This is a genomic window from Streptomyces sp. NPDC030798 (assembly GCF_055572275.1).
This window is the reverse complement of record NZ_JBVIDR010000006.1, coordinates 423,342-450,069: the sequence shown is the minus strand read 5'-3', so window position 1 is coordinate 450,069 and position 26,728 is coordinate 423,342. Positions and strand designations below refer to the sequence as shown.

General features: G+C 73.3%; 24 protein-coding genes. 15 read left to right on the top strand and 9 right to left on the bottom strand.

The window, feature by feature from the left end; translation table 11 throughout:
- Nucleotides 1-172: 172 nt before the first annotated feature.
- The gene (locus tag ACZ404_RS17275; RefSeq protein WP_468440569.1) at nt 173-610 is read right to left on the bottom strand and encodes a pyridoxamine 5'-phosphate oxidase family protein; all 438 of its coding nucleotides are present in this window, start codon (nt 608-610) and stop codon (nt 173-175) included.
- A gap of 142 nt (nt 611-752) precedes the next feature.
- Here ACZ404_RS17275 and clpB point away from each other — a divergent pair, with 142 nt between their 5' ends.
- Both clpB and ACZ404_RS17265 read left to right on the top strand, forming a co-directional pair.
- The gene (clpB, locus tag ACZ404_RS17270; protein ID WP_468440567.1) at nt 753-3,374 is read left to right on the top strand and encodes an ATP-dependent chaperone ClpB; all 2,622 of its coding nucleotides are present in this window, start codon (nt 753-755) and stop codon (nt 3,372-3,374) included.
- A gap of 297 nt (nt 3,375-3,671) precedes the next feature.
- Nucleotides 3,672-4,202, top strand: coding sequence for a type III secretion system chaperone family protein (locus ACZ404_RS17265; protein WP_468440565.1), 531 nt, complete (start codon nt 3,672-3,674; stop codon nt 4,200-4,202).
- An 85-nt stretch (nt 4,203-4,287) separates the two neighbouring features.
- Here the strand turns inward: ACZ404_RS17265 and ACZ404_RS17260 are convergent, their stop codons facing one another.
- From ACZ404_RS17260 to ACZ404_RS17250, 3 genes are read right to left on the bottom strand one after another with little or no spacing between them, the layout of a single operon-like run.
- Nucleotides 4,288-5,475, bottom strand: a complete 1,188-nt coding sequence (locus tag ACZ404_RS17260) for a pyridoxal phosphate-dependent aminotransferase (RefSeq protein ID WP_468440563.1) — start codon at nt 5,473-5,475, stop codon at nt 4,288-4,290.
- A gap of 59 nt (nt 5,476-5,534) precedes the next feature.
- A complete protein-coding gene (locus tag ACZ404_RS17255) occupies nt 5,535-6,293 on the bottom strand; it encodes a DUF2182 domain-containing protein (protein WP_468440561.1) in 759 nt (252 codons plus the stop codon).
- Nucleotides 6,290-6,904: a DUF1326 domain-containing protein gene (locus ACZ404_RS17250; protein ID WP_468440559.1), complete on the bottom strand. Its 615-nt coding sequence runs from the start codon at nt 6,902-6,904 to the stop codon at nt 6,290-6,292. Before ACZ404_RS17250 ends, ACZ404_RS17255 begins: the two co-directional genes overlap by 4 nt.
- A gap of 972 nt (nt 6,905-7,876) precedes the next feature.
- Here ACZ404_RS17250 and ACZ404_RS17245 point away from each other — a divergent pair.
- The 10 genes from ACZ404_RS17245 to kynU all read left to right on the top strand — a co-directional run bounded on the left by ACZ404_RS17245 (nt 7,877) and on the right by kynU (nt 17,802).
- On the top strand, nt 7,877-8,401 hold the full coding sequence (locus ACZ404_RS17245; protein WP_468440557.1) for a DUF2617 family protein: 525 nt from the start codon (nt 7,877-7,879) through the stop codon (nt 8,399-8,401).
- A 130-nt stretch (nt 8,402-8,531) separates the two neighbouring features.
- Nucleotides 8,532-10,169, top strand: coding sequence for a polyamine aminopropyltransferase (locus ACZ404_RS17240; RefSeq protein ID WP_468440555.1), 1,638 nt, complete (start codon nt 8,532-8,534; stop codon nt 10,167-10,169).
- Between the two features lie 58 nt (nt 10,170-10,227).
- Nucleotides 10,228-11,007: an SRPBCC domain-containing protein gene (locus ACZ404_RS17235; protein WP_468440553.1), complete on the top strand. Its 780-nt coding sequence runs from the start codon at nt 10,228-10,230 to the stop codon at nt 11,005-11,007.
- A 50-nt stretch (nt 11,008-11,057) separates the two neighbouring features.
- The gene (locus ACZ404_RS17230) at nt 11,058-11,846 is read left to right on the top strand and encodes an aldose epimerase family protein (protein WP_468440551.1); all 789 of its coding nucleotides are present in this window, start codon (nt 11,058-11,060) and stop codon (nt 11,844-11,846) included.
- A gap of 10 nt (nt 11,847-11,856) precedes the next feature.
- On the top strand, nt 11,857-12,429 hold the full coding sequence (pyrE, locus tag ACZ404_RS17225) for an orotate phosphoribosyltransferase (protein WP_468440549.1): 573 nt from the start codon (nt 11,857-11,859) through the stop codon (nt 12,427-12,429).
- A gap of 154 nt (nt 12,430-12,583) precedes the next feature.
- On the top strand, nt 12,584-13,606 hold the full coding sequence (fbaA, locus tag ACZ404_RS17220) for a class II fructose-bisphosphate aldolase (protein ID WP_468440547.1): 1,023 nt from the start codon (nt 12,584-12,586) through the stop codon (nt 13,604-13,606).
- A 63-nt stretch (nt 13,607-13,669) separates the two neighbouring features.
- Nucleotides 13,670-15,124, top strand: a complete 1,455-nt coding sequence (locus tag ACZ404_RS17215) for an MFS transporter (RefSeq protein ID WP_468440545.1) — start codon at nt 13,670-13,672, stop codon at nt 15,122-15,124.
- Between the two features lie 76 nt (nt 15,125-15,200).
- Nucleotides 15,201-15,614, top strand: a complete 414-nt coding sequence (locus ACZ404_RS17210; RefSeq protein WP_468440543.1) for a DUF3151 domain-containing protein — start codon at nt 15,201-15,203, stop codon at nt 15,612-15,614.
- A 150-nt stretch (nt 15,615-15,764) separates the two neighbouring features.
- Entirely contained in the window at nt 15,765-16,625 is an 861-nt protein-coding gene (locus ACZ404_RS17205; protein ID WP_468440541.1) for a tryptophan 2,3-dioxygenase family protein, read from the top strand.
- Nucleotides 16,618-17,802, top strand: a complete 1,185-nt coding sequence (kynU, locus tag ACZ404_RS17200) for a kynureninase (protein ID WP_468440539.1) — start codon at nt 16,618-16,620, stop codon at nt 17,800-17,802. The genes ACZ404_RS17205 and kynU overlap by 8 nt, the downstream gene beginning before the upstream one ends.
- 76 nt (nt 17,803-17,878) lie before the next feature.
- Here kynU and ACZ404_RS17195 read toward each other — a convergent pair whose 3' ends face one another.
- From ACZ404_RS17195 to ACZ404_RS17175, 5 genes are all read right to left on the bottom strand, one after another.
- Complete coding sequence (locus ACZ404_RS17195; protein ID WP_468440537.1) at nt 17,879-18,466, bottom strand: GTP-binding protein; 588 nt, start codon at nt 18,464-18,466, stop codon at nt 17,879-17,881.
- Complete coding sequence (locus tag ACZ404_RS17190; RefSeq protein WP_468440535.1) at nt 18,453-18,821, bottom strand: DUF742 domain-containing protein; 369 nt, start codon at nt 18,819-18,821, stop codon at nt 18,453-18,455. The genes ACZ404_RS17195 and ACZ404_RS17190 overlap by 14 nt, the downstream gene beginning before the upstream one ends.
- Nucleotide 18,822: 1 nt before the next feature.
- Nucleotides 18,823-19,251, bottom strand: a complete 429-nt coding sequence (locus ACZ404_RS17185; RefSeq protein ID WP_468440533.1) for a roadblock/LC7 domain-containing protein — start codon at nt 19,249-19,251, stop codon at nt 18,823-18,825.
- An 11-nt stretch (nt 19,252-19,262) separates the two neighbouring features.
- Nucleotides 19,263-21,635, bottom strand: coding sequence for a sensor histidine kinase (locus ACZ404_RS17180; protein WP_468440531.1), 2,373 nt, complete (start codon nt 21,633-21,635; stop codon nt 19,263-19,265).
- Between the two features lie 254 nt (nt 21,636-21,889).
- A complete protein-coding gene (locus tag ACZ404_RS17175; protein ID WP_468440529.1) occupies nt 21,890-22,894 on the bottom strand; it encodes a substrate-binding domain-containing protein in 1,005 nt (334 codons plus the stop codon).
- 367 nt (nt 22,895-23,261) lie between these two features.
- On the opposite strand from ACZ404_RS17175, the gene ACZ404_RS17170 reads away from it, so the two are divergent.
- From ACZ404_RS17170 to ACZ404_RS17160, 3 genes are all read left to right on the top strand, one after another.
- Entirely contained in the window at nt 23,262-24,128 is an 867-nt protein-coding gene (locus ACZ404_RS17170) for an alpha/beta hydrolase (RefSeq protein ID WP_468440527.1), read from the top strand.
- Nucleotides 24,129-24,265: 137 nt separating this feature from the next.
- The gene (locus ACZ404_RS17165) at nt 24,266-25,441 is read left to right on the top strand and encodes an alpha/beta hydrolase (protein WP_468440525.1); all 1,176 of its coding nucleotides are present in this window, start codon (nt 24,266-24,268) and stop codon (nt 25,439-25,441) included.
- A complete protein-coding gene (locus ACZ404_RS17160; protein WP_468440523.1) occupies nt 25,434-26,675 on the top strand; it encodes an acyltransferase family protein in 1,242 nt (413 codons plus the stop codon). The genes ACZ404_RS17165 and ACZ404_RS17160 overlap by 8 nt, the downstream gene beginning before the upstream one ends.
- The last annotated feature ends 53 nt before the right edge of the window (nt 26,676-26,728 follow it).

Genomic DNA, 26,728 nt, shown 5'->3' with positions numbered 1-26,728 from the left:
CTGGTCTCCGGCCAAACCTCTCCCCCTCCCCCCCCCCCCCCCCCCCTCCCCCCCCCCCCCTCCCCCCCCCCCCCCCCCCCCCCCCCCCCCCCCGCTGCCGTTCGTGCCGACATTTCGCGATATGCGAGTGCGTCAAGGTGGCTGAAAACCGACGGTCGGAGGGCCGCCGGGCTCAGCCGTGCCCGAGTGTCCGCTCCACCGCGATCTCGATCACCACCCGCAGCGGGTTCTCCGCGGGCCGGCGCTGATACCGCTCGGCGTACCGCAGCTCCGCCTCCCGGATCCGCTCCGGCTCCGTGCGCACCCGGGCCCGGCCCTCCAGAGTGGCCCAGCGCCGGCCGTCGACCTGGCACACCGCGACCCGCGCCCCCTCGTCCCCGGCCGCGAGGACGTGCGCCACCTTCGCGCTCGTCCGGTTCGTGATCACCCTCGCCAGCCCCGCCTCCGGGTCGTACGTCACCCCGACCGGCACCACGTGCGGGCTGCCGTCCGGGCGGAGGGTGGTCAGGGTGCACAGATGCCGTTCCCGCCAGAAGGCGAGGTACGGCTCGTCCGGGGCAGTCGGGTCCTGTGGGGGCCGGGACGCCGGGCCCTGCGAGTGTCGGGACATGCCCGCAAACTAGCGGCAGAATCGGCCCGCGGTCCCGCCTTGAGTGGAATAGACTCAACTTTGTGTACGTTGGTCAAGTCAGCGGTGGGAAACCAGTGGGAGACCTGGCCGACGAGCCGACGCCGAGGAGGAGAACGGACACGTGGACGCCGAGCTGACCAACAGGAGCCGGGACGCGATCAACGCCGCGAGCAATCGCGCCGTGACCGAGGGGCACCCGGACCTCACCCCTGCTCACCTGCTGCTCGCGCTGCTCCAGGGGCAGGACAACGAGAACATCACCGACCTGCTCGCCGCCGTCGAGGCCGACCAGGCCGCCGTCCGCGCCGGTGCCGAGAAGATCCTCGCCGGGCTGCCCAGCGTGACCGGCTCCACCGTCGCGCCGCCCCAGCCCAACCGCGAGCTGCTCGCCGTCATCGCCGACGCGACCGAGCGGGCCAAGGACCTGGGCGACGAGTACCTGTCCACGGAGCACCTGCTCCTCGGCATCGCCGCGAAGGGCGGCGCGGCCGGGGAGCTGCTGCGGGGGCAGGGCGCCGACGCGAAGAAGCTGCAAGAGGCCTTCGGCAAGGCCAGGGGAGGACGCCGCGTGACCACCGCAGACCCGGAGGGCCAGTACAAGGCCCTGGAGAAGTTCGGCACCGACTTCACCGCCGCCGCCCGCGAGGGCCGGCTCGACCCGGTCATCGGGCGGGACCAGGAGATCCGGCGGGTCGTGCAGGTGCTGAGCCGCCGTACGAAGAACAACCCGGTGCTGATCGGTGAGCCGGGCGTCGGCAAGACCGCCGTGGTGGAGGGGCTCGCCCAGCGCATCGTCAAGGGGGACGTGCCCGAGTCGCTGAAGGACAAGCGGCTGGTGGCGCTCGACCTCGGCGCGATGGTGGCCGGTGCCAAGTACCGCGGCGAGTTCGAGGAGCGCCTGAAGGCCGTCCTCGCCGAGATCAAGGACTCCGACGGGCAGATCATCACCTTCATCGACGAGCTGCACACCGTCGTGGGTGCCGGCGCGGGCGGCGACTCCGCCATGGACGCCGGCAACATGCTCAAGCCGATGCTGGCCCGCGGCGAGCTGCGCATGGTCGGCGCCACCACCCTGGACGAGTACCGCGAGCGGATCGAGAAGGACCCCGCCCTGGAGCGCCGCTTCCAGCAGGTGCTGGTCGCCGAGCCCACGGTGGAGGACACCATCGCGATCCTGCGCGGCCTGAAGGGCCGTTACGAGGCCCACCACAAGGTCCAGATCGCCGACAGCGCGCTGGTGGCGGCGGCCACCCTCTCCGACCGCTACATCACCTCCCGCTTCCTGCCCGACAAGGCCATCGACCTCGTCGACGAGGCGGCCTCCCGGCTGCGCATGGAGATCGACTCGTCCCCCGTGGAGATCGACGAGCTCCAGCGCGTCGTCGACCGGCTGAAGATGGAGGAGCTGGCGATCGCCAAGGAGACCGACCCGGCCTCCCGCGAGCGCCTGGAGAAGCTGCGCCGCGACCTCGCCGACAAGGAGGAGGAGCTGCGCGGCCTGACCGCCCGCTGGGAGAAGGAGAAGGAGTCCCTCAACCGGGTCGGTGAGCTGAAGGAGCGCCTGGACGACCTGCGCGGCCAGGCCGAACGCGCCCAGCGCGACGGCGACTTCGACACCGCCGCGAAGCTGCTCTACGGCGAGATCCCGCAGCTGGAGAAGGAGCTGGAGGCCGCCTCCCAGGCGGAGGAGGCGTTGGCGTCGTCCGCCTCCGGCGGGGGCGCCAAGGACACCATGGTCAAGGAGGAGGTCGGCTCCGACGACATCGCCGACGTGGTCGCCGCCTGGACCGGCATCCCGGCGGGCCGCCTGCTGGAGGGCGAGACGCAGAAGCTGCTGCGCATGGAGGACGAGCTGGGCAAGCGGCTCATCGGCCAGGCCGAGGCCGTACGGGCGGTGTCGGACGCCGTACGCCGCTCCCGCGCGGGCATCGCCGACCCCGACCGCCCCACCGGCTCCTTCCTCTTCCTGGGTCCGACGGGCGTCGGCAAGACCGAGCTGGCGAAGGCGCTGGCGGACTTCCTGTTCGACGACGAGCGGGCCATGGTCCGCATCGACATGTCGGAGTACAGCGAGAAGCACAGCGTGGCCCGCCTGGTCGGCGCGCCCCCCGGGTACGTCGGCTACGAGGAGGGCGGCCAGCTCACCGAGGCGGTCCGGCGCCGCCCGTACAGCGTCGTCCTGCTGGACGAGGTGGAGAAGGCCCACCCCGAGGTCTTCGACATCCTGCTCCAGGTGCTGGACGACGGCCGTCTGACGGACGGTCAGGGCCGCACGGTCGACTTCCGCAACACCATCCTGGTGCTCACCTCCAACCTGGGCAGCCAGTACCTGGTCGATCCGGTGACGAGCGAGGCGGAGAAGAAGGAACAGGTCCTGGAGGTGGTCCGGACCTCCTTCAAGCCGGAGTTCCTCAACCGGCTCGACGACCTGGTGGTGTTCTCGGCGCTGACCAAGCCCGAGCTGGAGCGCATCGCCAAGCTCCAGATCGACCGTCTGGCCAAGCGGCTGGCCGAGCGCCGGCTCACGCTGGAGATCACGCCCGAGGCGCTGGCCTGGCTGGCGGAGGAGGGCCTGGACCCGGCTTACGGGGCCCGGCCGCTGCGCCGCCTCGTCCAGACCACCATCGGCGACCGTCTCGCCAAGGAGATCCTGGCCGGCGAGATCAAGGACGGCGACACGGTGCGGGTGGACCGCTTCGGCGAGGGCCTGCTGGTGGGCCCGGCGACGGGCAAGACGCTGTAGCCACCGCCCCACGGGCACGGTGCCGCCGTACCGTGCCCGTGGGCTGTCCAGAGCCCGCTCAGACGCTGCTCATGGCGTCGTACAGCGACCAGAAGGCCCAGGCCGAGAAGGCCAGACAGCCCCACCACAGGGCCCACAGCACCCACCGCACCGCTCTGGGTATGCGCATGCCCGCATCATCGCTCATCGCGGCGCCGCCGGTTCCCTTTCCGCCCTCGGCTGACAGGCGGTGCGGGGTTGCCATCCCCCGCCCCCTCTGGGGGAGGATGGCGGCATCCGCACGAAGGGAAATACACGGTGACCATCGACCCGTCCTCGATTCCGAACTTCGGGGGCCAGCCCGAGCCGCAGCCCCAAGGACCGGCGGGCCCCGTCGTCCCGGATCAGGACCTCGTGAAGCAGCTCCTGGACCAGATGGAGCTGAAGTACGTCGTCGACGAGGAGGGTGACCTCGCGGCGCCGTGGGAGCAGTTCCGCACCTACTTCATGTTCCGCGGGGAGGACGAGCAGGCGGTCTTCTCGGTGCGGACCTTCTACGACCGCCCCCACCCGATCGACGAGAAGCCGCAGCTGCTGGAGTCCGTCGACGACTGGAACCGCCGCACGCTGTGGCCCAAGGTGTACACCCACACCCACGACGACGGCACCGTCCGCCTCATCGGCGAGGCCCAGATGCTGATCGGCACCGGCGTCGACCTCAACCACTTCGTCTCCTCCACGGTGAGCTGGGTCCGCGCCGCGATCGAGTTCGACCGCTGGCTGGTGGAGCAGCTCGGCCTGGAGCAGGAGATCGACGAGGCGGAGAAGCCCGAGGAGGACGGCGAGTAGACCGCCCTGTACCGGCCCGGGAGCGGAGCGATGAACTCCTGCCTCCCGGGCCTTCTCACGTCATGTCGGGAAGAACCCGGCGGCCTCAGAAAGCTGCCTTGAGGCGTGTCGCCGCCTCCTGGAGCACCTCTGTCCGCTTGCAGAAGGCGAAGCGGACGAAGGGGGCTCCCGCCTTCCGGTGGTCGTAGAAGACGGCGTTGGGGATGGCGACGACGCCGGCTCGCTCCGGCAGCGCGCGGCAGAAGGCGAAGCCGTCCGACTGGCCGAGCGGGCGGATGTCGGTGGTGATGAAGTAGGTGCCGGCCGGTGTGAACACCTCGAAGCCCGCCTCGGTCAGTCCCGCCGCCAGCAGGTCCCGCCTGGCGAGCATGTCCTCGCGGAAGCCGGTGAAGTAGGCGTCGGGCAGCGACAGTGCCTCGGCGACGGCGTACTGGAAGGGGCCCGAGGCGACGTACGTCAGGAACTGCTTCGCCGAGCGCACGGCGCCGACCAGGTCCGGTGCGGCCGTGATCCAGCCGACCTTCCAGCCGGTGAACGAGAAGGTCTTGCCGGCCGAGCCGATGGTCACCGTCCGCTCGCGCATCCCGGGGAACGTCGCGAGCGGCACGTGCTCGGCGCCGTCGAAGACCAGATGCTCGTAGACCTCGTCCGTCACCACCAGCAGGTCCCGTTCCACCGCCAGCTCGGCGACGGCGGCCAGCTCCGCGCGGGTGAGGACCGTGCCGGTCGGGTTGTGCGGGGTGTTGATCAGCAGCAGCCGGGTGCGGTCCGTGACGGCCGCGCGCAGCTCGTCGAGGTCGAGGCGGAAGGCGCCGCCGTGCGGCCGGAGCGTCACCGGCACCCGGCGGCCGCCCGCCATCGCGATGCAGGCCGCGTAGGAGTCGTAGTACGGCTCCAGCGCCACCACCTCGTCGCCCGGCTCCAGCAGTGCCAGCAGCGAGGCCGCGATGGCCTCCGTGGCGCCCGCCGTGACCAGCACCTCCCTGTCGGGGTCGTACGACAGCCCGTAGCGGCGCAGTTGGTGCGCGGCGACCGCGGTGCGCAGCTCGGGGACGCCCGGGCCCGGCGGGTACTGGTTGCCGCGGCCGTCCCGCAGCGCGCGTACGGCCGCCTCGCGCACCTCCTCGGGGCCGTCGGTGTCGGGGAAGCCCTGGCCCAGGTTGATCGACCCGGTCGACAGGGCGAGGGCGGACATCTCGGCGAAGATCGTCGTGCCGAACTCCGCCAGCCGGCGGTTCAGGTGCGGGCGCGTGCTGGAGGTCATGCCGGTCATCCTGCGCCCAAGCTCGGGTCCCGCTCAACCGACGTCCCCGGAACACCGGCGGCCACCCTTCACATCCCGGCCGTACCGCCACCCGTGAGTCCCGGTGCCAGGGCCGGGACCCAGAAGACGGCGACGGCCAGGACGAGCGAGGCGATCCCCACGGTACGGGCCACGAGGCGGCCGGCCGGAGCCAGCTTCTCCGTGGTGATCACGGCGGTCAGGGCCATCATGGCCCACAGGTTCATCACGCCGAACGCCGCCAGCAGCACCATCAGCGACCAGCAGCAGCCCAGACAGAACGCCCCGTGGTGGGCTCCGGCACGCAGATCGCGGGCCGGCCCGGGGTAGGAGGCGTACCGCATGATCAACCCGATCGGCGAGCGGCACCGTGCCAGGCAGCGGTCCTTCAGGGGCGTGAGCTGGTGGACGCCGTTGACCGCGAAGACGGCCGCGGCCACGGCGGTCCCGGTCGTGCCGGGAAGGCCCGCGCTCCGGCCCAGGCCGGCGGCCAGCCCGTACGCCGGCAGCCCGGCAGCCGCCCACACGAGCAGGTAGGCGGCCGTGAAGACGGCCATGCGCGCCGCTCGGTGCACGGTGACGGTGCGGGCGTACAGCGACGCCACGGATGCCGTGGCCGGCAGCATCATGGCGGCCGTCATGAGGGTCCACACGGCCAGGAAGGCGGGCAGGCCCAGGCCCATGGTTCCCGGCATCGCCCGCATGCCACCCCAGCGCGTCACCATCCAGACCCACGCCGCGGCCGCCGCGATCAGCAGCAGTCCCGCCGGGCCCGCCCTGCCGCGGACGGCGACCGGCCGACCGGTCACGCGGACCACGTGAAGGGCGCCGAGTGCCCGTTGCCGCCGGAGAAGTCCCAGGACCGGCCGTACACGCCGTCGCCCCTGGCCCGGGTGGACCGGGCGATGGTCAGCGTGCTGTTCACCGGGTGGAAGATGCCGGTCAGGCCCATGACCGGTCCGTCCTCGCCGAACTGCGGGGCGACCTGGTCCTCGATCTCGATGTCGATGGCACCACCCACTCGGGCGGCGTGGCGGCGGCCGTCGTCCCGGAAGTCGATGGGGACGCGCTCCACGCCGAGGACCTCACCGATGAGCGGAGCGAGCGCCGCCATGGGCCCGCCGGCCCGGCCGGAGAAGACCTTGCCCAGTGCTTCCGCCTGACCGTCGTCCGCCGAGGCGTCGAGGTACAGCGCCACCTGCCAGCCGCCCTCGCTCATCACCCGGGGCGCGTCGATGAAGACGGCGACGTTGCGCCCGGCCACGTCCACGCCGTCCACGGCCCCGCTGTCCACGTGGAACGCGAAGGTCACCTGGCAGCGTTCGTGGTCGGCCGGTGCGGTGAGGCCCGAGGTGGTGCAGGGACACACCACGTCGCAGTTGCAGCTCTCCAGATACGTGCCGGTCAGATTCCAGGGCATGGCTCGTCGCCTCCCTTCCCGTCCCCCGGTGAAGGGGAGGCATCGGGAGGGCAGGTTCCGTCCCGGTGCCGCTCCTCCCCAGGCTATTCCCGACGCCCCCCTCGCGCAGACGAGCGCTCTCCCGCCTCCCCCCGGCCGAGGCACCGGGGGCCGCGCCGTCGACGTCCCTCAGAACTTGCTCAACTCTGCTTTGACGGCCTGACCCGCCGGGCATCCCCCGGTCACCGCACGACAGGCGGCGGACGGAGAGGGGCCCACGGGGGGCCGCTTCGGGGGAACGGAAAGAGGGTGACGCCATGGGCACCGTCTTCATCGTGATGGTGGTCGCGGTCATGGGCGTGGCGGTCGTCGCGTCCGTGGCCGGGAGGGCGCGGAGGGCCGGCAAGGGCCGGGTCCGGGGGGCCGGGACCGGGACGTGGTCCGCGTCGGCCCACGACGGGGGGCGCAGCTGGTGGGCCGGGGACGGCGGCAGCCCGGGCTCGTCCGGCGGGCACCACGGCGGCCACGGCGGCCACGGGGGGCACGGGGGGCACCACTCCTGCGGGGGCGGTCACTCCTCCTGCGGGGGTGGTCACTCGTCCTGCGGCGGCGGCTCCTCCTGCGGCGGCGGTTCCTCGTGCGGCGGCGGGGGCGGATGCGGGGGAGGCAGCTGACACGGGGCAGCTGAGCTTCCCGCGCCGGGGCGGGCGCCCGCCGGAGAAGGCATCCGGCGGGCGCCCCGCCGAGCGCCGTGTGCGCCCGGCGCACGCCGTGGTGGAACAGTTGAGCTGTGGAGCCCTCTGAGGGATGGAAACCCCACGAAGTTGGGTAAAAACGCTGTGGCGTCGCCACTGTTCATGATTCCCTCTCAATCACCAATGCGGCCGTCGTACCAACACAGCCCTCGGACTCCCGCAGTCGCCCCCACCGGCCGGGCTGACTGGGCTGACACGGCCGATCTCCCCCCTCCTTGCGTGTTAGCGGAGCCGATGCATGCTCACGACCCTGAACACCTCCTACACCGATACCCGCGCTGCCGACCTCGCCTGGGCCCTCGGACGCGAGCCGCTCCCCGCCCTGGCCACCCTCGACCTGGAACTGACCGGGGTGAAGCTGCAGTTGAGACTGCTCGGCGCCTCCCACCAGGTGCTGGTCGAGGAGGAGCGGGGCACCTGTTCGGAGACGGTCGCGTGCATCCCCGGCTCCAGCACCCCGCTCCCGCTGGGCGTGGCCAAGCGGGTCGGTGACTGGGAGTACGAGTTCGCGGCGCGCGTCGAGGTGCTCACGCCGGGCTCCTTCGCGGGCCGTGCCCAGGAGTTGCTGGCCCTGGTCTCCGAGCATCCGCACGGCCTCGCCGGTGTCTTCCCGGGCAGCCCGCACGCCTTCACCGCCATGCTGGCCCAGCGGCACGAGGGCCAGGTGCACTGGCGGACCTGGCACGCCTACCCGCAGGACGGCCAGTTGGTGGCGACCAGGACCCGGGTGGGGGCCCGCACGCCGGCGGCGCGGCAGCTCTGACGCGGGGCGCGCCGACCGTACGCCGGGCCCGCACGCCTCCGGGACGACATAAACACGCATGCGTCAACTGTCCGGAGTTCCACACGTGTGGGTGACAAAGCGTGCCGAGCGTGTGACGTAACGTCGCAGAATGATCGAACCGCACGCCCCCGCGCCCCCGGGTGCCCCGCCCTGGACAGGCCCCGCCCGGCTGCCCGTGCGGCCCGGCACCGGGCGGTTCCTGGTCCTCGTGTGCGTCTTCGTCTGCGCGGCCTGCGGGCTCGTGTACGAACTGGAACTCGTCGCGTTCGCCTCGTACTTGATCGGCGACTCGGTCACCCAGGCCTCGGTCGTGCTGTCCGTGATGGTCTTCGCGATGGGCATCGGCTCGCTCGCCGCCAAGCGGCTGCGCTGGCACGCGGCCGTGGGCTTCGGCGCCCTCGAGACCGCGCTCGCGCTGGTCGGCGGGTGCAGCGCGATGTCGCTGTACGCCGTGTTCGCCTGGACCGGCGGCTGGGGCGGCATCTGGGCCGACGGGCCGCGCTGTCTGCTGGTCGCCTTCTCCCTCGCCATCGGCCTGCTGGTCGGTGCCGAAGTGCCGTTGCTGATGGAGCTGATCCAGCGCATCCGCCGCCAGGACGCGGGCGGCGCGGTCGCCGACCTGTTCGCCGCGGACTACGTGGGCGCGCTGGTCGGCGGCCTCGCCTTTCCTTTCCTTCTCCTGCCCTTCCTCGGCCAGTTGACGGGCGCCCTGCTCACCGGCACGGTCAACGTGGTCGCCGGCGGCGCCCTGGTCCTCGGCCTGTTCCGCCGTGATCTGACCCGCCGGGCCCGCTGGACCCTGCTCCTGGCCGGTCTCACCGTCCTCGGCGTCCTCGCCTCCGCCGCCGCCCTCGCCGGCGACTTCGAACGCGCCGCCCGGCAGGCGGTGTACGGCGGCGACGTCCGGGTGGCCCTGCAGACCGACGTCCAGGAGATCGTCCTGTCCGGCGGCACCGACGGCCGTCCCCTCGACCTCTTCCTGGACGGCCGGCTCCGCGTCGGCGGCCGCGACGAGCGCCGCTACCACGAGGCCCTGGTGCAGCCCGCGATGACCGGCCCGCACGCGCGGGTGCTCATCCTCGGCGGTGGCGACGGCCTCGCCGCCCGCGAGGTCCTGCGCCACCGGGACGTGCGCCGCGTCGACGTCGTCGAACTCGACGCCGGCCTGGTCGGTCTGGCCCGCCGCGACCCGGCCCTGTCCGCCCTCAACGGGCACGCCTACGACGACACCCGGCTCCACGTCACGACGGCGGACGCCCTGAGCTGGCTGCGCGGCGCGCCGACGGCGGCGTACGACGTCGTGATCGCGGACCTGCCCGACCCCGGCATCACCGCCAGCACCAAGCTGTACTCCCAGGAGTTCTACGGCCTCGCCCGCCGCACCCTCGCCCCGCACGGCCGCCTCGTGGTCCACGCCGGGCCGGTCACCGCCCGCCCCCGCGCCTTCTGGACGGTCGCCTCGACCCTCCGCGCGGCGGGCCTCGCCCCCACCCCCTACCGTGTGCTCGGCCACGACTCCGGCTTCCCGCCCGGCCCCGACCGTTCGGCCGACGCCTCCCGCGCCCCGCACGACTGGGGCTTCCTGCTCGCCTCCGCCGACGGCCCGGCCCCCCCGCTGCGCCTGGACCCACGGGCACCCCGCCCGCGCACCCTCGGCCAGGCCGCGCTGTCGGCGGACGGGCGGGCGGCGGACCGTACCCGGATCGACGGGCTTGCCGCCTCGACGCTGGTCCATCCGCGCTATTGAGCGGCCATGTCCGCACGCGAGGGTACGTTCCGGCGCCCACTGGGTAGGGTGAGCCGACATGGAGCACCAGGTCTTCGTCCCGGTTCCGGCGGACCGGCTCAGGCAGGCACTCGACGACCCCGCGCGCGTCGCCCGGGCGGTACCCGGACTCCAGCAGGACGCCGGCGCGCAGCCCGTCGCCGGACGGCTGAAGGTGCGGGTCGGGGGACACTCCGTCACCTACCGGGGAGCGGTTCGGGTCGAATCCCGCGAGGACGGCACCTACACCGTCGACGGCGAGGCCACCGAGGCCCGCGGCACCGGCACCGTCAAACTCGCCCTCACCGTGCGCCTGACGGACACCGGTGACGGCACGTCCGTCACGGTCGACGGCACGGCCGACGCGGACGGCCGGATCGCCGAACTCCCCGCGGACGCGGTGAGTTCGGCGGTGACGCGGCTGCTGAACCGCTTCGTGGAGGCGCTGGCGGAGACCCCGGAGGACCCGGAGCAGACACAGCGGACGCGGGAGGAGGCGGGGCACACCTCCGTGTTCGACACCGAGGTACCGCCGCCCTCCCTGGACCCGGAGACCGACGAGGACACCGCCGCCGACCGCCTCGCCGAGGACTTCGCCGACACCGGCGAGCCCCCGGCCGAGGCCGCGCACGCGCGCCGCACGATGATCGGCCGCAGCGCCGAGGAGGTCGACCACGCCCCGCCCCGCGGCCGCTACGCGCCCGTACCGGCCCCCCAGACCGTCACCGGCAACCGGGCCCTGCGCTGGGCGGCCCCCGCGGCGGCCCTGGCCGTGGCGTCGGCGATCGTCGTGAGCAGGGCCCTGCGCAGACGCCGCTGAGGTGAACCCGCAGCCGGAATCCGGACCGATCCCCCCAGTACTGTCGTCCCGTGAGCAACGACGACATCACGCTGACCGCAGGTACCGCGGAAGTACACGTCAGCCCCGCCCACGGCGGCCGTATCAGCAGCCTCGAGGTGGGCGCCCTGGAGTTGCTGCGGCAAGGGCCCCGCTACGGCTGCTTCCCGATGGTGCCCTGGTGCGGCAGGATCCGTGAGGGCCGCTTCCTGGACGGCGCCACCGTCCGCCAGATGCCCCTCAACTCCCCGCCGCACGCCATCCACGGCACCGCGCGCGACGGCGCCTGGCGCACCGCCCGCACCTCGGGCGACGAGGCGGTCCTCACCTACGACCTGACCGACCCCTGGCCGCATCCCGGCCGGGTCACCCAGGTCGTCGCGCTGGCCGAGGACAGCCTGACGCTGACGATGTCCGTGGAGACGTACGGCGACTCCTTCCCCGCGCAGATCGGCTGGCACCCCTGGTTCCGTCGGAACCTGGGCGGTGAGGACGTCCAGGTGGACTTCGAGCCGGCCTGGCAGGAGGAGCGCGGCCCCGACCATCTGCCCACCGGCAACCGGGTCGATCCCAAGCCCGGCCCCTGGGACGACTGCTTCGGCATGCCCGGCGGCGTCGACGTCACCCTCACCTGGCCCGGTCGGCTGGAACTGCGGGTGACCAGCCGGGAGGAGTGGGTGGTCGTCTACGACGAGCAGGCCGAGGCCGTCTGCGTCGAACCGCAGACCGGCCCGCCCAACGGCCTGAACACCCTGCCCCGCCTGGTCACCCCGCTGGAGCCGCTGGAGGCCACGACCACCTGGAGCTGGCGGCGCCTCTAAGCTGGTCGGCATGACGGACGTCAACGAAGCAATGCCGCCGGGCACACGTGGCGCGCTGCTGCAGCAGATCAAGGACAAGGCCGTGGTGCACGGCAAGGTGACCCTGTCGTCGGGGCTCGAGGCGGACTACTACGTCGACCTGCGCCGCATCACTCTGGACGGCGAGGCCGCGCCGCTGGTCGGTCAGGTGCTGCTGGACCTGACCGAGGACCTGGACTTCGACGCGGTGGGCGGGCTCACCATGGGCGCCGACCCGGTCGCCGCCGCCATGCTGCACGCCGCCGCCGCGCGCGGGAAGAAGCTGGACGCCTTCGTCGTACGCAAGGCGGCGAAGGCGCACGGGCTGCAGCGGCGCGTGGAGGGCCCGGAGATCGCGGGCCGTCGGGTACTGGTCGTCGAGGACACCTCGACCACCGGCGGTTCACCGCTCACCGCCGTGGAGGCCGTGCGCGAGGCGGGCGCCGAGGTCGTCGCCGTCGCGACCATCGTGGACCGGGCCACGGGCGCCGCCGAGAAGATCGAGGCCGGCGCGGGTGTCCCCTACCGCTTCGCCTTCTCGAAGGATGAACTGGGTCTGGACTGACGCGCGGGTTTGACCTGGACTTGCCCGTGGCTTGACCGGAGCGCCGAGCATCGGGTCATGTCTGGAAAGATGGGGACGACGATGACGTCGCATCCCAAGGTCTAGGTCAGGGCCGAAAACGCAGTACCCACCCCGCAACACGAGGAGCGGACAGATGCCCATCGCAACCCCCGAGGTCTACAACGAGATGCTCGACCGGGCGAAGGCAGGCAAGTTCGCCTACCCGGCCATCAACGTCACCTCGAGCCAGACCCTGAACGCTGCCCTGCGCGGCTTCGCGGAGGCGGAGAGCGACGGCATCGTCCAGATCTCGACCGGTGGCGCCGAGTTCCTGGGCGGCCAGTACAGCAAGGACATGGTGACCGGCGCGGTCGCGCTCGCCGAGTACGCGCACATCCTCGCCGAGAAGTACCCGGTCAACATCGCGCTGCACACCGACCACTGCCCGAAGGACAAGCTCGACGGGTACGTACGTCCGCTGCTCGCGCTGTCCGAGGAGCGCGTGAAGGCCGGCAGGCACCCGCTGTTCCAGTCGCACATGTGGGACGGCTCCGCCGAGACCCTCGCCGACAACCTGGAGATCGCCCAGGAGCTGCTGGAGCAGGCCCGCCGCGCCAACATCATCCTCGAGGTGGAGATCACCCCGACCGGTGGCGAGGAGGACGGCGTCTCCCACGAGATCAACGACTCCCTCTACACCACGGTCGACGACGCGATCCGCACCGCCGAGGCCCTGGGTCTGGGCGAGAAGGGCCGCTACCTGCTGGCCGCGTCCTTCGGCAACGTGCACGGCGTGTACAAGCCGGGCAACGTCGTGCTCCGCCCCGAGCTGCTGAAGGAGCTGAACGAGGGCGTCGCCGCCAAGTTCGGCAAGCAGTCCCCGTTCGACTTCGTCTTCCACGGCGGCTCCGGCTCCACCGAGCAGGAGATCCTGACCGCGCTGGAGAACGGCGTCGTGAAGATGAACATCGACACGGACACCCAGTACGCCTTCACCCGTCCGGTCGCCGCCCACATGTTCAAGAACTACGACGGCGTCCTGAAGGTCGACGGCGAGGTCGGCGACAAGAAGACCTACGACCCGCGGACCTGGGGCAAGCTGGCCGAGGCGTCCATGGCCGCGCGTGTCGTCGAGGCCACGCAGAACCTGCGCTCGGCGGGCAACAAGATCAAGTAAGCGGTACCCCGCGGTGGGCCCGGCGGCTGTCCTTGCCGTCGGGCCCGCTGTATACCTGGGGAGGTGCCCGACGTCCGGCTGGCCTCGCCCCAGGGCAAGTGGATCCTGCTGACCACCGTCCTCGGCTCCAGCATGGCCATGCTGGACTCGACCGTCGTCAACGTGGCGCTGCCGCGCATCGGCCGTGACCTGGACGCGAGCCTCGCCGCGCTGCAGTGGACCGTCAACGCGTACATGGTCACGCTGGCCGGGCTGATCCTGCTGGGCGGTTCACTGGGCGACCACTACGGCCGCCGCAAGGTCTTCACCGTCGGCGTCGTGTGGTTCGCGGCGGCCTCGCTGCTGTGCGGGCTGGCGCCGACGTCCGGCGTCCTCGTCGCCGCCCGCGCGCTGCAGGGCATCGGCGGCGCGCTCCTCACCCCGGGCTCCCTGGCGCTCATCCAGGCCTCCTTCCATCCCGACGACCGCAGCCGCGCCGTCGGCCTGTGGTCCGGCTTCGGCGGCATCGGCGCGGCCGTCGGCCCGTTCCTGGGCGGCTGGCTGGTGGACGGCCCCGGCTGGCGCTGGGTGTTCCTGCTCAACGTGCCGCTGGCCGCGCTGTGCGTGCCGGTCGCGCTGCGCCATGTGCCGGAGTCCGCCTCCGGCTCCGCCCACGGCCGCTTCGACGTCCTCGGGGCGGCGCTGGGAGCCCTGGCCCTGGCCCTGCTGACGTACGCGCTCATCGAGGCCCGCGGCGGTTCCCCGGCGGTGGTCCTGAGCGGGGTGGCGGGCCTGGCGGCGGCGGTGGCCTTCGTGTACGTCGAGAGACACCGCGCCGATCCGATGCTGCCGCCGGACATCTTCGCCTCGCGCCAGTTCACGGCCGTCAACCTGGTCACGCTGTGCGTGTACGCGGCGTTCGGCGGCTTCTTCTTCCTCACCGCCCTCCAGCTCCAGGTCGTGGCCGGCTACTCCCCGCTCGCCGCCGGTACGGCGCTGCTGCCCACGACCGTGCTGATGCTGCTGTTCTCCGCCCGCTCGGGCGCGCTGGCCGACCGTACGGGGCCGCGTCTGCCGCTCACCGTGGGGCCGCTGCTGTGCGCGGCGGCGATGCTGCTGATGCTGCGCGTGGGCAGAGGCGCGGACTACCTGACGGACGTCCTGCCCGCGCTGCTGGTGATGGGCGCCGGCATGGTCACCCTGGTCGCGCCGCTGACGGCCACGGTCCTCGCCTCGGTCGACACCGCACGGGCGGGCCTGGCGAGCGGCATCAACAACGCGGCGGCGAGGGCGGCGGGGCTGGTGGCGGTGGCCGCGCTGCCGCTGCTGGCGGGGATGGGCCCCGAGGCGTATCGCCTCCCGGCGGCCTTCGACGCGGCGTTCGACCGGGCGATGCCGATCTGCTCGGCGGTGCTGGTCCTGGGCTCCGCCCTGGCGTTTGCGCTGGTCCGCCGCCCGGAGCCGGGGTGCCGCCGGCCCGAATGCCGGACCCACGGCAATGTGACGACACCCCCGCTGGAGTCCGGGCGCCGTCCCTAGGTCCCTGGATTGCGGTACCGCCCGGCCACTCGGGCCGCACGTGGCTGTGGCCGGCCGCGTGCGCGAGACTGATCCCATGACGATTCACGAGAACCTCCTCGGCGGCCCGCCCCCGACCCACCTGCCCGACGACCCGGAGCCCCGCCGGCTGCTCGCGAACGGCACCGCGCCCGCGGATGTCGCCGCCCAGTACCCGACCTCCTCGCTCGCCTGGGCCCAGCTGGCCGACGAGGCGTTCGAGCGGGGCTCGGTCGTGGAGTCGTACGCCTACGCCCGTACGGGTTACCACCGCGGCCTGGACGCGCTGCGGCGCAGCGGGTGGAAGGGGCACGGCCCCGTCCCCTGGGAGCACGAGCCCAACCGCGGCTTCCTGCGCGCCCTGCACGCCCTCGCCCGCGCCGCACAGGCGATCGGCGAGCAGGAGGAGTACGAGCGCTGCACCCAGTTCCTGAAGGACTCCTCCCCGACGGCGGCCCAGACCCTCGGCTGACCCGTACGGGAGATCCCTGTGGCCCGTCTGGCAGCAGACGGGCCTTGCCGATACCGGAGTGATTGCGGAGGATGCGGGGTGGGGACCGGGGCCCCCGTGCCGGCATCGGCAGGGGCGGACCGCTACCCGGAGTAACAACAGGAGACAGCGATGTCCCACCAGGCTCACCCCCCTTCCGAGGCCGCTGAGCCCGAGACCCCGCATCTCGACCCGAACCTCGACTTCGCCGGTACGACGCCGTACGAGGACTACGTCAAGGCGGACGTGCTCACCCACCTCCAGCACACCCTCTCCGACGATCCCGGGGAGATGGTCTTCCTGGTCACGACCCAGGTCATGGAGCTGTGGTTCACGGTCCTCGTGCACGAGTGGGAGACGGCCGCGCAGGCCCTGCGCCGGGACGACGTCCCGACCGCCGTGGCCGCGCTGAAGCGCTCCGTCCGCGAACTGGAGGCCCTCAACGCCTCCTGGAAGCCGCTCGGCCAGCTCACCCCGGCACAGTTCAACTCCTACCGCGGCGCCCTCGGCGAGGGCTCCGGCTTCCAGTCGGCGATGTACCGCCGCCTGGAGTTCCTGCTCGGCGAGAAGTCCGCGTCCATGCTCGTCCCGCACCGCGGCGCCCCGCGCGCCCACGCCGAACTGGAGAAGGCACTGCACGAGCCGAGCCTGTACGACGAGGTCGTACGGCTCCTCGCGCGCCGCGGCCACGCGATCCCGGACGAGGTGCTGCACCGGGACGTCTCCCGGCGCTACGAGCACTCGGACGCCGTCGAGGCCGCCTGGACGGCGGTGTACTCCGGCGAGGAGCACGCCGAACTGGCGCGGCTGGGCGAGGCGTTGACCGACGTGGCCGAGCTGGTGTGGCGATGGCGCAACGACCACCTGGTCGCCACGCGCCGCGCGATGGGCGCCAAGGCCGGCACGGGCGGCTCCGCCGGTGTGGCCTGGCTGGAGAAGCGTGCCCGCAAGAACGTGTTCCCCGAGCTGTGGACGGCGAGGTCCCATGTCTGAGCTCGCCGTACGCGCGGAAAAGCTGGACGGCGCGGACGAGTTGGCCGCGCTGCGCTCCCGTTTCGTCCTCGACGAGGCCGTGTACCTGGACGGCAACTCCCTCGGCGCCCTGCCCGCGAACGTGCCGGGCCGGGTCGAGGACGTCGTCCGCAGGCAGTGGGGCGAGCTGCGCATCCGCTCCTGGGAGGAGAGCGGCTGGTGGACGGCGCCGGAGCGGATCGGCGACCGGATCGCCCCGCTGGTCGGCGCGGCACCGGGCCAGATCGTGGTCGGGGACTCCACCAGCGTCAACGTCTTCAAGGCACTGGTCGGCGCCGTCCGCATGGCGGGCGAGGACCGGGACGAGATCCTGGTCGACGCGACGACCTTCCCGACGGACGGTTACATCGCCGAGTCGGCGGCCCGGCTGACGGGCCGTACCCTGCGGGCGGTGACCCCGGCCGAGGTCCCGGCGGCGCTGGGCGACCGGACGGCGGCCGTCCTGCTGAACCACGTCGACTACCGCACCGGCCGGCTGCACGACCTGCCCGCCCTCACCGCCGCGATCCATGCCGCCGGCGCCCTCGCGGTCTGGGACCTGTGCCACAGCGCGGGTGCCCTGCCGGTGGGCGTGGACGAGCACGGCGTCGACCTGGCGGTCGGCTGCACCTACAAGTACCTGAACGGGGGCCCGGGTTCACCGGCGTACCTCTACGTCCGCCGCGACCTGCAGGACCGCTTCGACTCGCCGCTGCCCGGCTGGAACTCGCACGCCGAGCCCTTCGGCATGGACCCGTCCTACGCTCCGGCACCGGGCGCCCTGCGCGGCCGGGTCGGCACCCCGGACATCCTGTCCATGCTGGCCCTGGAGGCGGCCCTGGAGGTCTGGGACGGCGTGTCCGTCGCCGCGGTCCGCCGCAAGTCCCTGGCCCTGACGGACTTCTTCCTCGAGTGCGTCACGGCGTACACCGGCCCCGGCCGGGTCGAGTCCGTCACCCCGGCGGCCCACGAGCACCGGGGCAGCCAGGTCGCCCTGCGCTGCGCCGACGCGGGCGCCGTGATGAAGCGGCTGATCGCCCGGGGCGTCGTGGGCGACTTCCGCCATCCCGACGTCCTGCGCTTCGGCTTCACACCGCTGTACGTCGGCTTCGGCGACGTCGAGCGGGCGGCCCGGGTGCTGGGGGAGGTACTGGACTAGCGGTGCACGGTGCGCGGCCGGCACGGGCGGCCCCCGGGGGTGTGCGTCCCGGGGCGCCCGTGGCCGGTCCGGCGGGTCACGGGCGCCGGTCGGCGCACGCGATCCGCTGGTCCACGAGCGCGATCAGCACGTCCCGGCACGAGGCCCGCTCCCGGGCGTCGCACAGCAGCACCGGTACGTCCGCCGGCAGGCTCAGGGCGTCGCGGATCTCCTCGGGCGGGTAGGGGTGCACCCCGTGGAAGCCGTTGACCCCGATGACGAACGGGATGCGCCGCCGCTCGAAGAAGTCGATGGCCGCGAAGCTCGTCTGCGGCCGGCGCACGTCGAGGAGCACCACGGCGCCGAGCGCGCCGAGGGCCAGGTCGTTCCACATGAACCAGAACCGCTGCTGCCCGGGCGTGCCGAACAGATACAGCACCAGGTCGTCGCCGATGGTGATGCGGCCGAAGTCCAGGGCGACGGTGGTGGCCTTCTTCTCCTCGATGCCGTCGAGGTCGTCGACGCCGAGGCCGGCGGCGGTCAGCGGTTCCTCCGTGCGCAGCGGGGCGATCTCGCTGACCGAGCCGACCATGGTGGTCTTGCCCACGCCGAACCCGCCGGCGACGAGGATCTTCACCGTGTCGGGCGCCGGAACCGCGCGGGCGGCGGTGTCAGAGCCGGCCAAGGCCGTCCCTCACTTTCTTCAGCAGGTCCGGGTCGGTTTTGCCGGAGACGGAGCGGGGCCGGCGGACGGTGATGCGGCCGGCCTCCAGCAGGTCGCAGAGCATGATGACGACCACGCTCACCGGGAGGTCGAGGTGCGCGGCGAGTTCCGCCACGACGACGGGCCGCTCGCACAGCCGCAGGATGCGGGCGTGCTCCGGCTGCGGGCGCGGGCCGTGGGCCGGTGGTGCCTCCACCGCCGTCACCGTGGTGATCAGGGTGAAGTCGGTGCGGCTGGGCCGGGTCCGTCCGCCGGTCAGGGTGAACGGCCGCACCAGACGGCCCCCGGTGTCACCTCCGGCGTCACCTCCGCTCACCTCACTCGCCGGGGCCGGCCGGGGCGGCACCGGCCCGCGGGGCCGCGCTGAGGTGCTCGCCGATCTTCTTCACCAGCATGTTCATCTGGTACGCCACCACGCCCACGTCCGCGCCCTGGTTGGTGAGGACGACGAGGTGGGCGCCGGGTCCGGCGGCGGTGAGGATCAGATAGCTGTGCGCCATCTCGATGAGGGCCTGGCGCACCGGTCCGCCGCGGAAGTCCATGCTGACGCCCCTGCTGAGGCTCATCAGGCCGGCCGCGGTCGCCGCCAGCCGCTCGGCGTCGTCGCGCGGGAACCCGGTGGACTTGCTCACCACGAGCCCGTCCTCGGAGAGCACGACGGCGTGGTTCACCTCGGCCACCCGCTCCACGAGTCCGGTGAGGAGCTGGTCGAGCTGGGTGTGCGTGGCGGGGGCGGGGGGTGTCATGTCACTGTCCTTCATGAGCGGTCGGCGGGCGGAGTCACGGTGACGGGCGGCCCCGCGGCGGCGACCGGTGCCTGCGGGTCCTCGGGTTCGGAGTCGTCGCCGCGGTCGGGCCGGTCCGGCTCCTCGGGCGCGGCGTCGTCGGCGCGGGCGCGGGATGTGCCGCGTTGGAAGCCGGACAGGGAGGCCGCGGCCTGTTCCGCGGTGAAGTCCTGCTCCTCGGGCGGGCCGGGCTGCTCGGCCGGGGCCGGTTCGTCCCGCAGTTCGGCGGCGAGACTCGTCTGCGGCACCCGGCGCGGCAGCGGCGCGAGCCCGTGTCCCTGCCCGGCCGCGCCCTCGCCGGTGGCGCCCGTGCCGGAGGTCGCCGTGGCGAGGACGGGCCGGGCGGGGGCCGGCCGGGGGGCCGGCGGGCTCTCGCCGGCGGTCGCCTCCGGTGCGACGGCGGGGGCGGGAGCCTCCCGCACCACGATGTCGTGCGGGATCAGCACGATGGCCGTCGTCCCGCCGTACGGCGAGGGGCGCAGCGTGACCGCGATGCCGTGCCGGGTGGCGAGCCGCCCGACCACGAACATGCCGAGCCGCAGGTCGTCGGCCAGCGCCACCACGTCGAACTGCGGGTGCACCGCCAACTGGGCGTTGAACGAGGCGTAGTCCTCCTCGGACATCCCGAGGCCCCGGTCCTCGATCTCGATCGCCAGCCCCTTGGCCACCATCGCGGCCCGCACCCAGACCGGGCTGGGCGCGGGGGAGTAGGCGGTCGCGTTGTCGATCAGCTCGGCCAGCAGATGGATCACGTCCGCCACCGCGGGCGGGGCGATCCACAGCTCCTCGTCGGTGTGCACCTCCACCCGCTGGTACTCGGCGACCTCACCGACGGCGCTGCGCAGGATGTCGATGAGCGCGACCGGTTCGCTCCAGCTGCGCCGGGGCTGCTCGCCGCTGATGATGACGAGGTTCTCCTCGTAGCGGCGCAACTGGCTCGCGGTGGAGTCCAGTTCGTACAGCCCCTTGAGCACGTCCGGGTCCTGGTGTTCGCGCTCCAGCGCGTCGAGCTTGCTGAGCTGCAGGTTGACCAGGTTCTGGCTCTGCCGGGCGATGCCCAGGATGACCTTCTGGAAGCCGCGCCGGGTGTCGGCGAGTTCCACCGCGGTGTGCACCGCCGTGCGCTGGGCGGTGTTGAACGCCTGGGCCACCTGGCCGAGTTCGTCGCCGCCGTAGTCCAGCGGCGGGGTCGCCAGGTCCACGTCGACCTTCTCGCCCCGGTCCAGCCGGGCCACCACGTCGGGCAGCCGCTCCTCGGCCAGGCTGAGCGTGGCCTCCCGCAGGCCGCGCAGCCGCCGGGACAGGGAGCGGGTGATCCGCCAGGACATGACGACGCACACCAGCAGGGCGAGCAGCCCGCCGGCGCTCAGCGAGGCGGCGGTGAGCAGCAGCCCGCGCGCCTTGCCGGCGCTGCGGGAGAGCAGGTCCGCCGTCTGCTGCCGGATGAGCGCCGAGTACTGGTCGGAGACCCGGTTCAGCGCGCCGGTCCACTGCTGCCGCGCGGCCGGCAGCGTGATCCCGCGGGACGTGCCGTTCCCGGTCGGCCGGGCGGCCAGCACCCGGTCCTCGATGCTCTGCAGGGTGGCCCAGTCGTCGCCCTGGAGGATGCGCTCGGTCTGTGTCTTCGTGTTGCCGCGCAGCGAGGGCACGATCTGGTCCTGGACCAGCCAGCGGCGTGCGTGGACCAGCTCGGCGAACTTCTCCCGCCGCGCGTCGTCGAGACGCCCGGACCGCCAGGCCAGGGTGAGCAGCGCGTTCTCCTGGGAGACCTGCTCGGCGGCGTGTTCCAGCGAGACCAGCGGGCCGGCCTGCGAGGTGAGGTCGCCGTCGTCGACCTGGGAGAGCTGCTGGAAGGCCTGGATCTGGTCGTCGATGATCGAGGTGTACTGGTCGAGCGCCTGCTCGGCGGTGATGTCGGTGGGATCGTCCACCTGGTCCCGGTAGTACTCCAGGCTGCCCACCGAGGCGACGACCGAGTACATCCGGTCCTTGACGCGGGCGGGCGCCCTGCGGATCGCCGCCGACTGGCCGACCAGCTTCGCGACCGCCGCGTCCGTCCGCTCCCGTGCCGTGTCCAGCGCGCCGCGGTCGGCCGGCTTGCGCGAGGCCAGCCAGGCGGCCGAGAGGCTGCGTTCCTGCTGCAGCGCGAGCGTCGCCTCGGTCCCCATGGCGCCGGTCGACCGGCTCAGGGCGGTCTGCGACCTCAGGCGCAGGCCCTCCGAGAACATCTGCGTCGTCGTCACGCCCCACACCGCGGCGAGGGTGACGCTCGGGACCAGCGCCAGCAGGATCAGGGAGAGACGTATGGAGACGAGACGGCGCCGGGCGCCTGTCCGTGGAGACATCGTCGTCCTAGGCGATCATCGGGGGAGGAGGGGAGCGGGGACGGTCGGCGGAGCGAATCGGGAGACGGAGGAGAAGGCGAAGGAGAAGGCGGAGGAGAAGGCGGAGGAGAAGGCGGAGGCGGAGAGGTACGGGCGCGAGGGGTGGCCGCGCATCCGGTGTCGCACGAAGGGTGCGCAGGATGCTATCCGTACCCGGGCCGTCGGGCACCGGCGCGTCCCGGATCCCCGGCCGTGCCCCCGCACGAAGTGCCCGGTCACCGCGTGCCGTTGGCGGCGAGCCGCGCGACCGAGGAGATGTTCGCCTTGGTGACGAACGCGGGTCCGGTCAGCACCGGGGCCGTTCCGCCGCCGCTGACGTTGCGGTTGGTGCGGTACAGCCAGAGCGCGTCCACGGCCAGGTAGCCCTGGAGGTAGGGCTGCTGGTCCACGGCGAACTGCACGTCGCCGCTCCGCACCGCCTTCACCAGGTCCTTGTTCAGGTCGAACGTGACGACCCGGGCCCTGCTGCCGGCCTGCCGCACCGAGGTGACCGCGGCCAGCGCGTACTGGGCACCCAGTGTCACGACCTCGTCGATGCTCGGGTCCTGCCGCAGCCGGGCCGTCACCGCGTCCTGCACGGCGTTCATGTCGGTGCCGTCCACGTAGAGCAGGTCGGTCTCGCCGCCGAACGCCTTCTTCACGCCCGCGCAGCGCGCCTCCAGGGCGACATTGCCGCGCTCGTGGATGACGCACAGGGCGTGCTTGGCCTTCAGATCGTCCAGCTTGTCACCCACGGCGCGGCCGGCGACGCTCTCGTCCTGCCCGAAGTACTCCAGCACGCCCTCCGAACGCCAGGCGTCGATACCGGAGTTGAGACCGACCACGGGGATGTCCGCCGCCCTGGCCCGGGCTATCGGCTCCTTCATCGCACTCGGCTTGGCCAGCGTCACCGCGATGCCGTCGGCCTTGTCCCGGACGGCGTCCCGGACCAGTTCCGCCTGCCCCGCCGGATCGGAGTCGCTGGCGTACGTCAGCTCGACGCCGTCCTTGGCCGCCGCCGCCCGGGCCCCCTTCTGCACCAGTTCCCAGAAGGCGTCGCCGCGCGCGCCGTGCGTCACCAGGGTGACCTTCATCCGGCCGGTGCCGGCGCCGCTCCCGGCGTCGTCGCTCCCGCCGGAGCCGGAGCAGCCGGCGAGCAGCAGGCAGACGACGACGGCGGCGGTCAGGGTCGTGCCGCGCGGGGGTCTCGGGGAACGGTCGGGCGGGGGAGGAGTGTTCATGAGGAGCGGACCTCGCTGTGCGGCCGGGCCGGCGGAACGGGCAGAGCGAGGCGCCGGAGCCCGTGCCGGGCGGTCGGCCCGTCGGCGCTCGCTGGCTGGGAGCAAACCGTGTGTCACCCCCCGTAGTCAAGGGAGTGACCACCCGAGGTGAGATGCCGCTGCCGCATCGTGATGATCGGTACGACCGGCCGCACCCCGCCTCCGGGCAGAGCCGTGGGGCCACCGCGACGGCCGGCCCCGTCTCCCCCCTCGGCGCCGCACCAGCAGGTGAAGACCCTGGTACCGTCCCCGCCAACGGCCGATGAGAGCGAACCCCTGGTCCGCCGAACCCCGTCTCGAACCCGTTCCGTCGCTGAGAGGTTGGAGCATGCCGGACGACGCCGCAGCAGCCCGCGCCGCCGCCGAAGAGGAGTCGGCCTTCTCGCACGCCCCGGTCGATCCGGACGCCACCGCCGCGTACGGCGACCACCCCGACCAGGTGATCGACTTCTACGCCCCCCGCACCACGACGGAGTCATCCCTCGTCCCGCTCGTCGTCGTCCTGCACGGCGGTGCCTGGCGCGCCCGCTACGACCGTCGCCACATCACGCCGTTCGCGGACTTCCTGGCCCGCGGAGGCTTCGCCGTGGCCAACGTCGAGTACCGCAGGGGCGGCGACGCGGGCACCGAGGCGGCCGGCCGCTGGCCCGACACCTTCGACGACGTCGCCGCCGCCCTGGACGCGCTGCCTGCCCTGGCCCGGGCGGCCGTCCCGCAGGCCGACCCGCGCCGCACGGTCCTCACCGGGCACTCGGCGGGCGGCCACCTGGCCCTGTGGGCAGCGGCCCGCCACGTGCTGCCGGCCGACGCCCCCTGGCGCACGGCCGGCCCGGCCGTCCTGCGCGGCGTGGTCGCCCTGGCCCCCCTCGCGGACTTCGAGGTGTCCGAGAAGCTGGACGTCTGCGGCGACGCGGCGCGTCAACTCCTGGGCGGCCACGATCACTTCGCGGAGCGGCGGCCGTACGCCGACCCCGTGCTCCTCCTCCCGACCGGCATCGCGACGACGCTGGTCCAGGGCCGCGCGGATGTGGTGGTACCGCAGGCGGTGGCGGAGTCGTACGCGGACGCGGCGGCGAAGGCGGGTGAGATGGTGGGCCTGACGCTGCTGGAGGACGTGGGCCACTTCCCGCTGATCGACCCGGCGGCGGACGCCTGCGCGGTGGTGGCGGAGGAGATCGCCCAACTGGCCTGGTGAGCCGGCCCGGTCATACCCGTAGTACCTGAGAGCTACCTCCCGGGACAGCTCCCTGGCGGGACGCCGACGACAGGCCCCGATCCCTAACTTCCTTGCCGGACAAGCCCGATGGCCGGGCCCCGGAAAGGAACCGACCCATGGGGCACACCCCACCCACCCCGCCCCCACAGCCACCGACGACACCCGACGCACCCCCCGGACCGCCCCCGCCCCCCACCACGTCCCCGCAGCCGCCGACGGTGCCGGCGTTCCGCGAGGGCCACCCGCAGACGACGGCGAAAGCGGCACGGGTGGTGCCGGTGGGGACCCGAAGCCGGCCGGAGGCCGGTCCCCCGCCCACCCGGCCGCACCCGAAGCACCACCGGAACCGACGCCGGCGCTGGCTCCAAGCCCTCCTCACCATTCTCACCGTCACCACCCTCACCGCCACAGCCCACCCCACGGTCCCGGCCCCACCCCCCGCCACCCTGCCGCCCCTCACCCCCGCCACCCTCCACTCCACCTACGCGGCGAACCGGGACGACGCCGCCCGGGCCGCCCACATGGCCGCCACCCACGGCAACCCCCACCGAGCCGCCGCCGACCGCACCCTCGCCGCCCCCTCCCGCACCCTCCTCACCTTCGACGGCCGAGGCGAGGGCCGGGCCACCGAGGTCCTCGGCGACCTCACCCGTGCCGACCGCATCGCCGTACTGGTCCCCGGCTCGGACACCTCCCTCGACACCTACGCCCGCTTCCACCTAGCCGCGGCGGCCCTGTACGCCGAGCTCCGGCACCGCACCCCACCCGGTACCCGCCCCGCCGTCGTCGCCTGGCTCGGCTACGAAACCCCGGGCACGGTCAGCACCACCGTCACCACCACCACCCGCGCCGACCACGCGGCACCCCGACTCCGCGCGCTCATCGGCGAGTTGCGCGCCCTCACGCCCGCCCACACCCGCATCACCCTCCTCTGCCACTCCTACGGCTCGGTGGTCTGCGGCCGCACCGCCCCCGGCCTGGACGTGGACGACATCGCCCTGATCGGCAGCCCCGGCACCGGTGCCGACTCCGCCGCCGCCCTGCACACCCGGGCCCGCGTCTGGGCGGCGCGCGGCAGCGCGGACTGGGTGGCGCACGTACCGCACGTGCGTGCCGACCTCCTGTTCACCACCGTCGGCTTCGGCACCGACCCGGTCTCCCGCGCCTTCGGCGCCCGGGTCTTCGACGCGGGTGCCGCCGAGCACAGCGGCTACTTCACGCCGGGCTCCCGCTCCCTCACGAACCTCGCCCGGATCACTCTCGGCGAGCCCACGGAGGTCACTCATGGCTGAGCAGCCCAGGTCACTCATCGCCGGCAGGACGAACGCCGTCCGCCGGGCCGCCCACCGCGTCGACGCGGCCACCCCCGCCTCCCGCGACCGCGCGGTCGACGCCCTGCGCGCCTTCGCGATCCTCGGCGTCGTCCTCGGCCACTGGCTCGTCACCGCCCTGGTCGTGCAGGACGGCACCCTGCACACCGCGAGCCCGCTGCAGCACATGCCCCGGCTGGCCCCGGTCTCCTGGCTGTTCCAGACCCTGGCCGTCTTCTTCCTGGTCGGCGGCCACGTGGCCACCCGCAGCCACGCCTCGGCCCGCGCCCGGGGCCTGACGTACCGTCAGTGGCTGCACGGCCGCCTGGCCCGCCTGCTGCGCCCGGTGACGGCGCTGCTGCTGCTGTGGACACCGGCCGCGGGCACCCTGCTGCTGGCCGGGGCGCCGCCGGCCACCGTCCACACGCTGGTCAAGCTCGCCCTGTCCCCACTGTGGTTCCTGCTGGTGTTCGCCGCCCTGACGGCCGCCACCCCGCTCCTGACCCGCCTCAACCCCCTGTGGCCCCTCGCCGTCGTCCTGCACGTGGACGTCCTGCACTACGGCCTGCACGCCGGCCCCTCCTGGCTGGGCTGGGTGAACCTCGCGGCCGGCTGGCTGGTTCCGTACACGCTCGGCGCCGCCTGGACCCGGGGCGAGCTGAACAGCCGCCGCGCGGCCTGGGTCCTGCTCCTGTCGGGTGCGACGGCCACGGCGCTCCTCGTGCTCTTCGCGGGCTACCCGGCGTCGATGGTCGGTGTCCCCGGCGCGGCGGTCTCCAACCTCGACCCGCCGACCCTCGCGGCCGTCACCTTCGGCCTGGCCCAGTGCGGCCTGGCCCTGCTCCTGCGCGACCGCCTGCGGCGGGCGATGAGCCGCCCGCTCGCCTGGTCGGCCGTCGCGCTGATCAACCTCTCCGCGATGACGGTCTTCCTCTGGCACCAGACGGCCCTGATGACCACCACGGCCGCGGGCCTGCTGCTCGGCCGCTGCCCGGGCCTGCACACGCTCCCCGCCGGCCCGGGCTGGGTGGCGGCCCGGCTTCTGTGGCTGCCGGTGTTCGCCGCGGTGCTGGCCCTGTACTGGGCGGTGTTCCGCTCCGTCGAGCAGGGTCCCCGCCGCGGGCCGCGGCCGTCGCGGGTGGTCCGGGTGCACCGGGCCGCCGGCGGGACGGCCGAGGCGACAGGGTCCGGCCGGCGTCTGTCGGGGAGGCCCTAGGGTGGACCGCGTGACGGACACGCGGGGTCGCCGGCTGCTGCTGCCGCTCGCGG

Bases quoted from the DNA above. Each gene is read 5' to 3' on its own strand.
- ACZ404_RS17275 (WP_468440569.1), bottom strand. From the start codon at position 610: ATGTCCCGACACTCGCAGGGCCCGGCGTCCCGGCCCCCACAGGACCCG.
- ACZ404_RS17260 (WP_468440563.1), bottom strand. From the start codon at position 5,475: ATGACCGGCATGACCTCCAGCACGCGCCCGCACCTGAACCGCCGGCTG.
- ACZ404_RS17250 (WP_468440559.1), bottom strand. From the start codon at position 6,904: ATGCCCTGGAATCTGACCGGCACGTATCTGGAGAGCTGCAACTGCGAC.
- ACZ404_RS17245 (WP_468440557.1), top strand. From the start codon at position 7,877: ATGCTCACGACCCTGAACACCTCCTACACCGATACCCGCGCTGCCGAC.
- ACZ404_RS17240 (WP_468440555.1), top strand. From the start codon at position 8,532: ATGATCGAACCGCACGCCCCCGCGCCCCCGGGTGCCCCGCCCTGGACA.
- ACZ404_RS17235 (WP_468440553.1), top strand. From the start codon at position 10,228: ATGGAGCACCAGGTCTTCGTCCCGGTTCCGGCGGACCGGCTCAGGCAG.
- pyrE (WP_468440549.1), top strand. From the start codon at position 11,857: ATGACGGACGTCAACGAAGCAATGCCGCCGGGCACACGTGGCGCGCTG.
- fbaA (WP_468440547.1), top strand. From the start codon at position 12,584: ATGCCCATCGCAACCCCCGAGGTCTACAACGAGATGCTCGACCGGGCG.
- ACZ404_RS17210 (WP_468440543.1), top strand. From the start codon at position 15,201: ATGACGATTCACGAGAACCTCCTCGGCGGCCCGCCCCCGACCCACCTG.
- ACZ404_RS17205 (WP_468440541.1), top strand. From the start codon at position 15,765: ATGTCCCACCAGGCTCACCCCCCTTCCGAGGCCGCTGAGCCCGAGACC.
- kynU (WP_468440539.1), top strand. From the start codon at position 16,618: ATGTCTGAGCTCGCCGTACGCGCGGAAAAGCTGGACGGCGCGGACGAG.
- ACZ404_RS17185 (WP_468440533.1), bottom strand. From the start codon at position 19,251: ATGACACCCCCCGCCCCCGCCACGCACACCCAGCTCGACCAGCTCCTC.
- ACZ404_RS17180 (WP_468440531.1), bottom strand. From the start codon at position 21,635: ATGTCTCCACGGACAGGCGCCCGGCGCCGTCTCGTCTCCATACGTCTC.
- ACZ404_RS17175 (WP_468440529.1), bottom strand. From the start codon at position 22,894: ATGAACACTCCTCCCCCGCCCGACCGTTCCCCGAGACCCCCGCGCGGC.
- ACZ404_RS17170 (WP_468440527.1), top strand. From the start codon at position 23,262: ATGCCGGACGACGCCGCAGCAGCCCGCGCCGCCGCCGAAGAGGAGTCG.
- ACZ404_RS17165 (WP_468440525.1), top strand. From the start codon at position 24,266: ATGGGGCACACCCCACCCACCCCGCCCCCACAGCCACCGACGACACCC.
- ACZ404_RS17160 (WP_468440523.1), top strand. From the start codon at position 25,434: ATGGCTGAGCAGCCCAGGTCACTCATCGCCGGCAGGACGAACGCCGTC.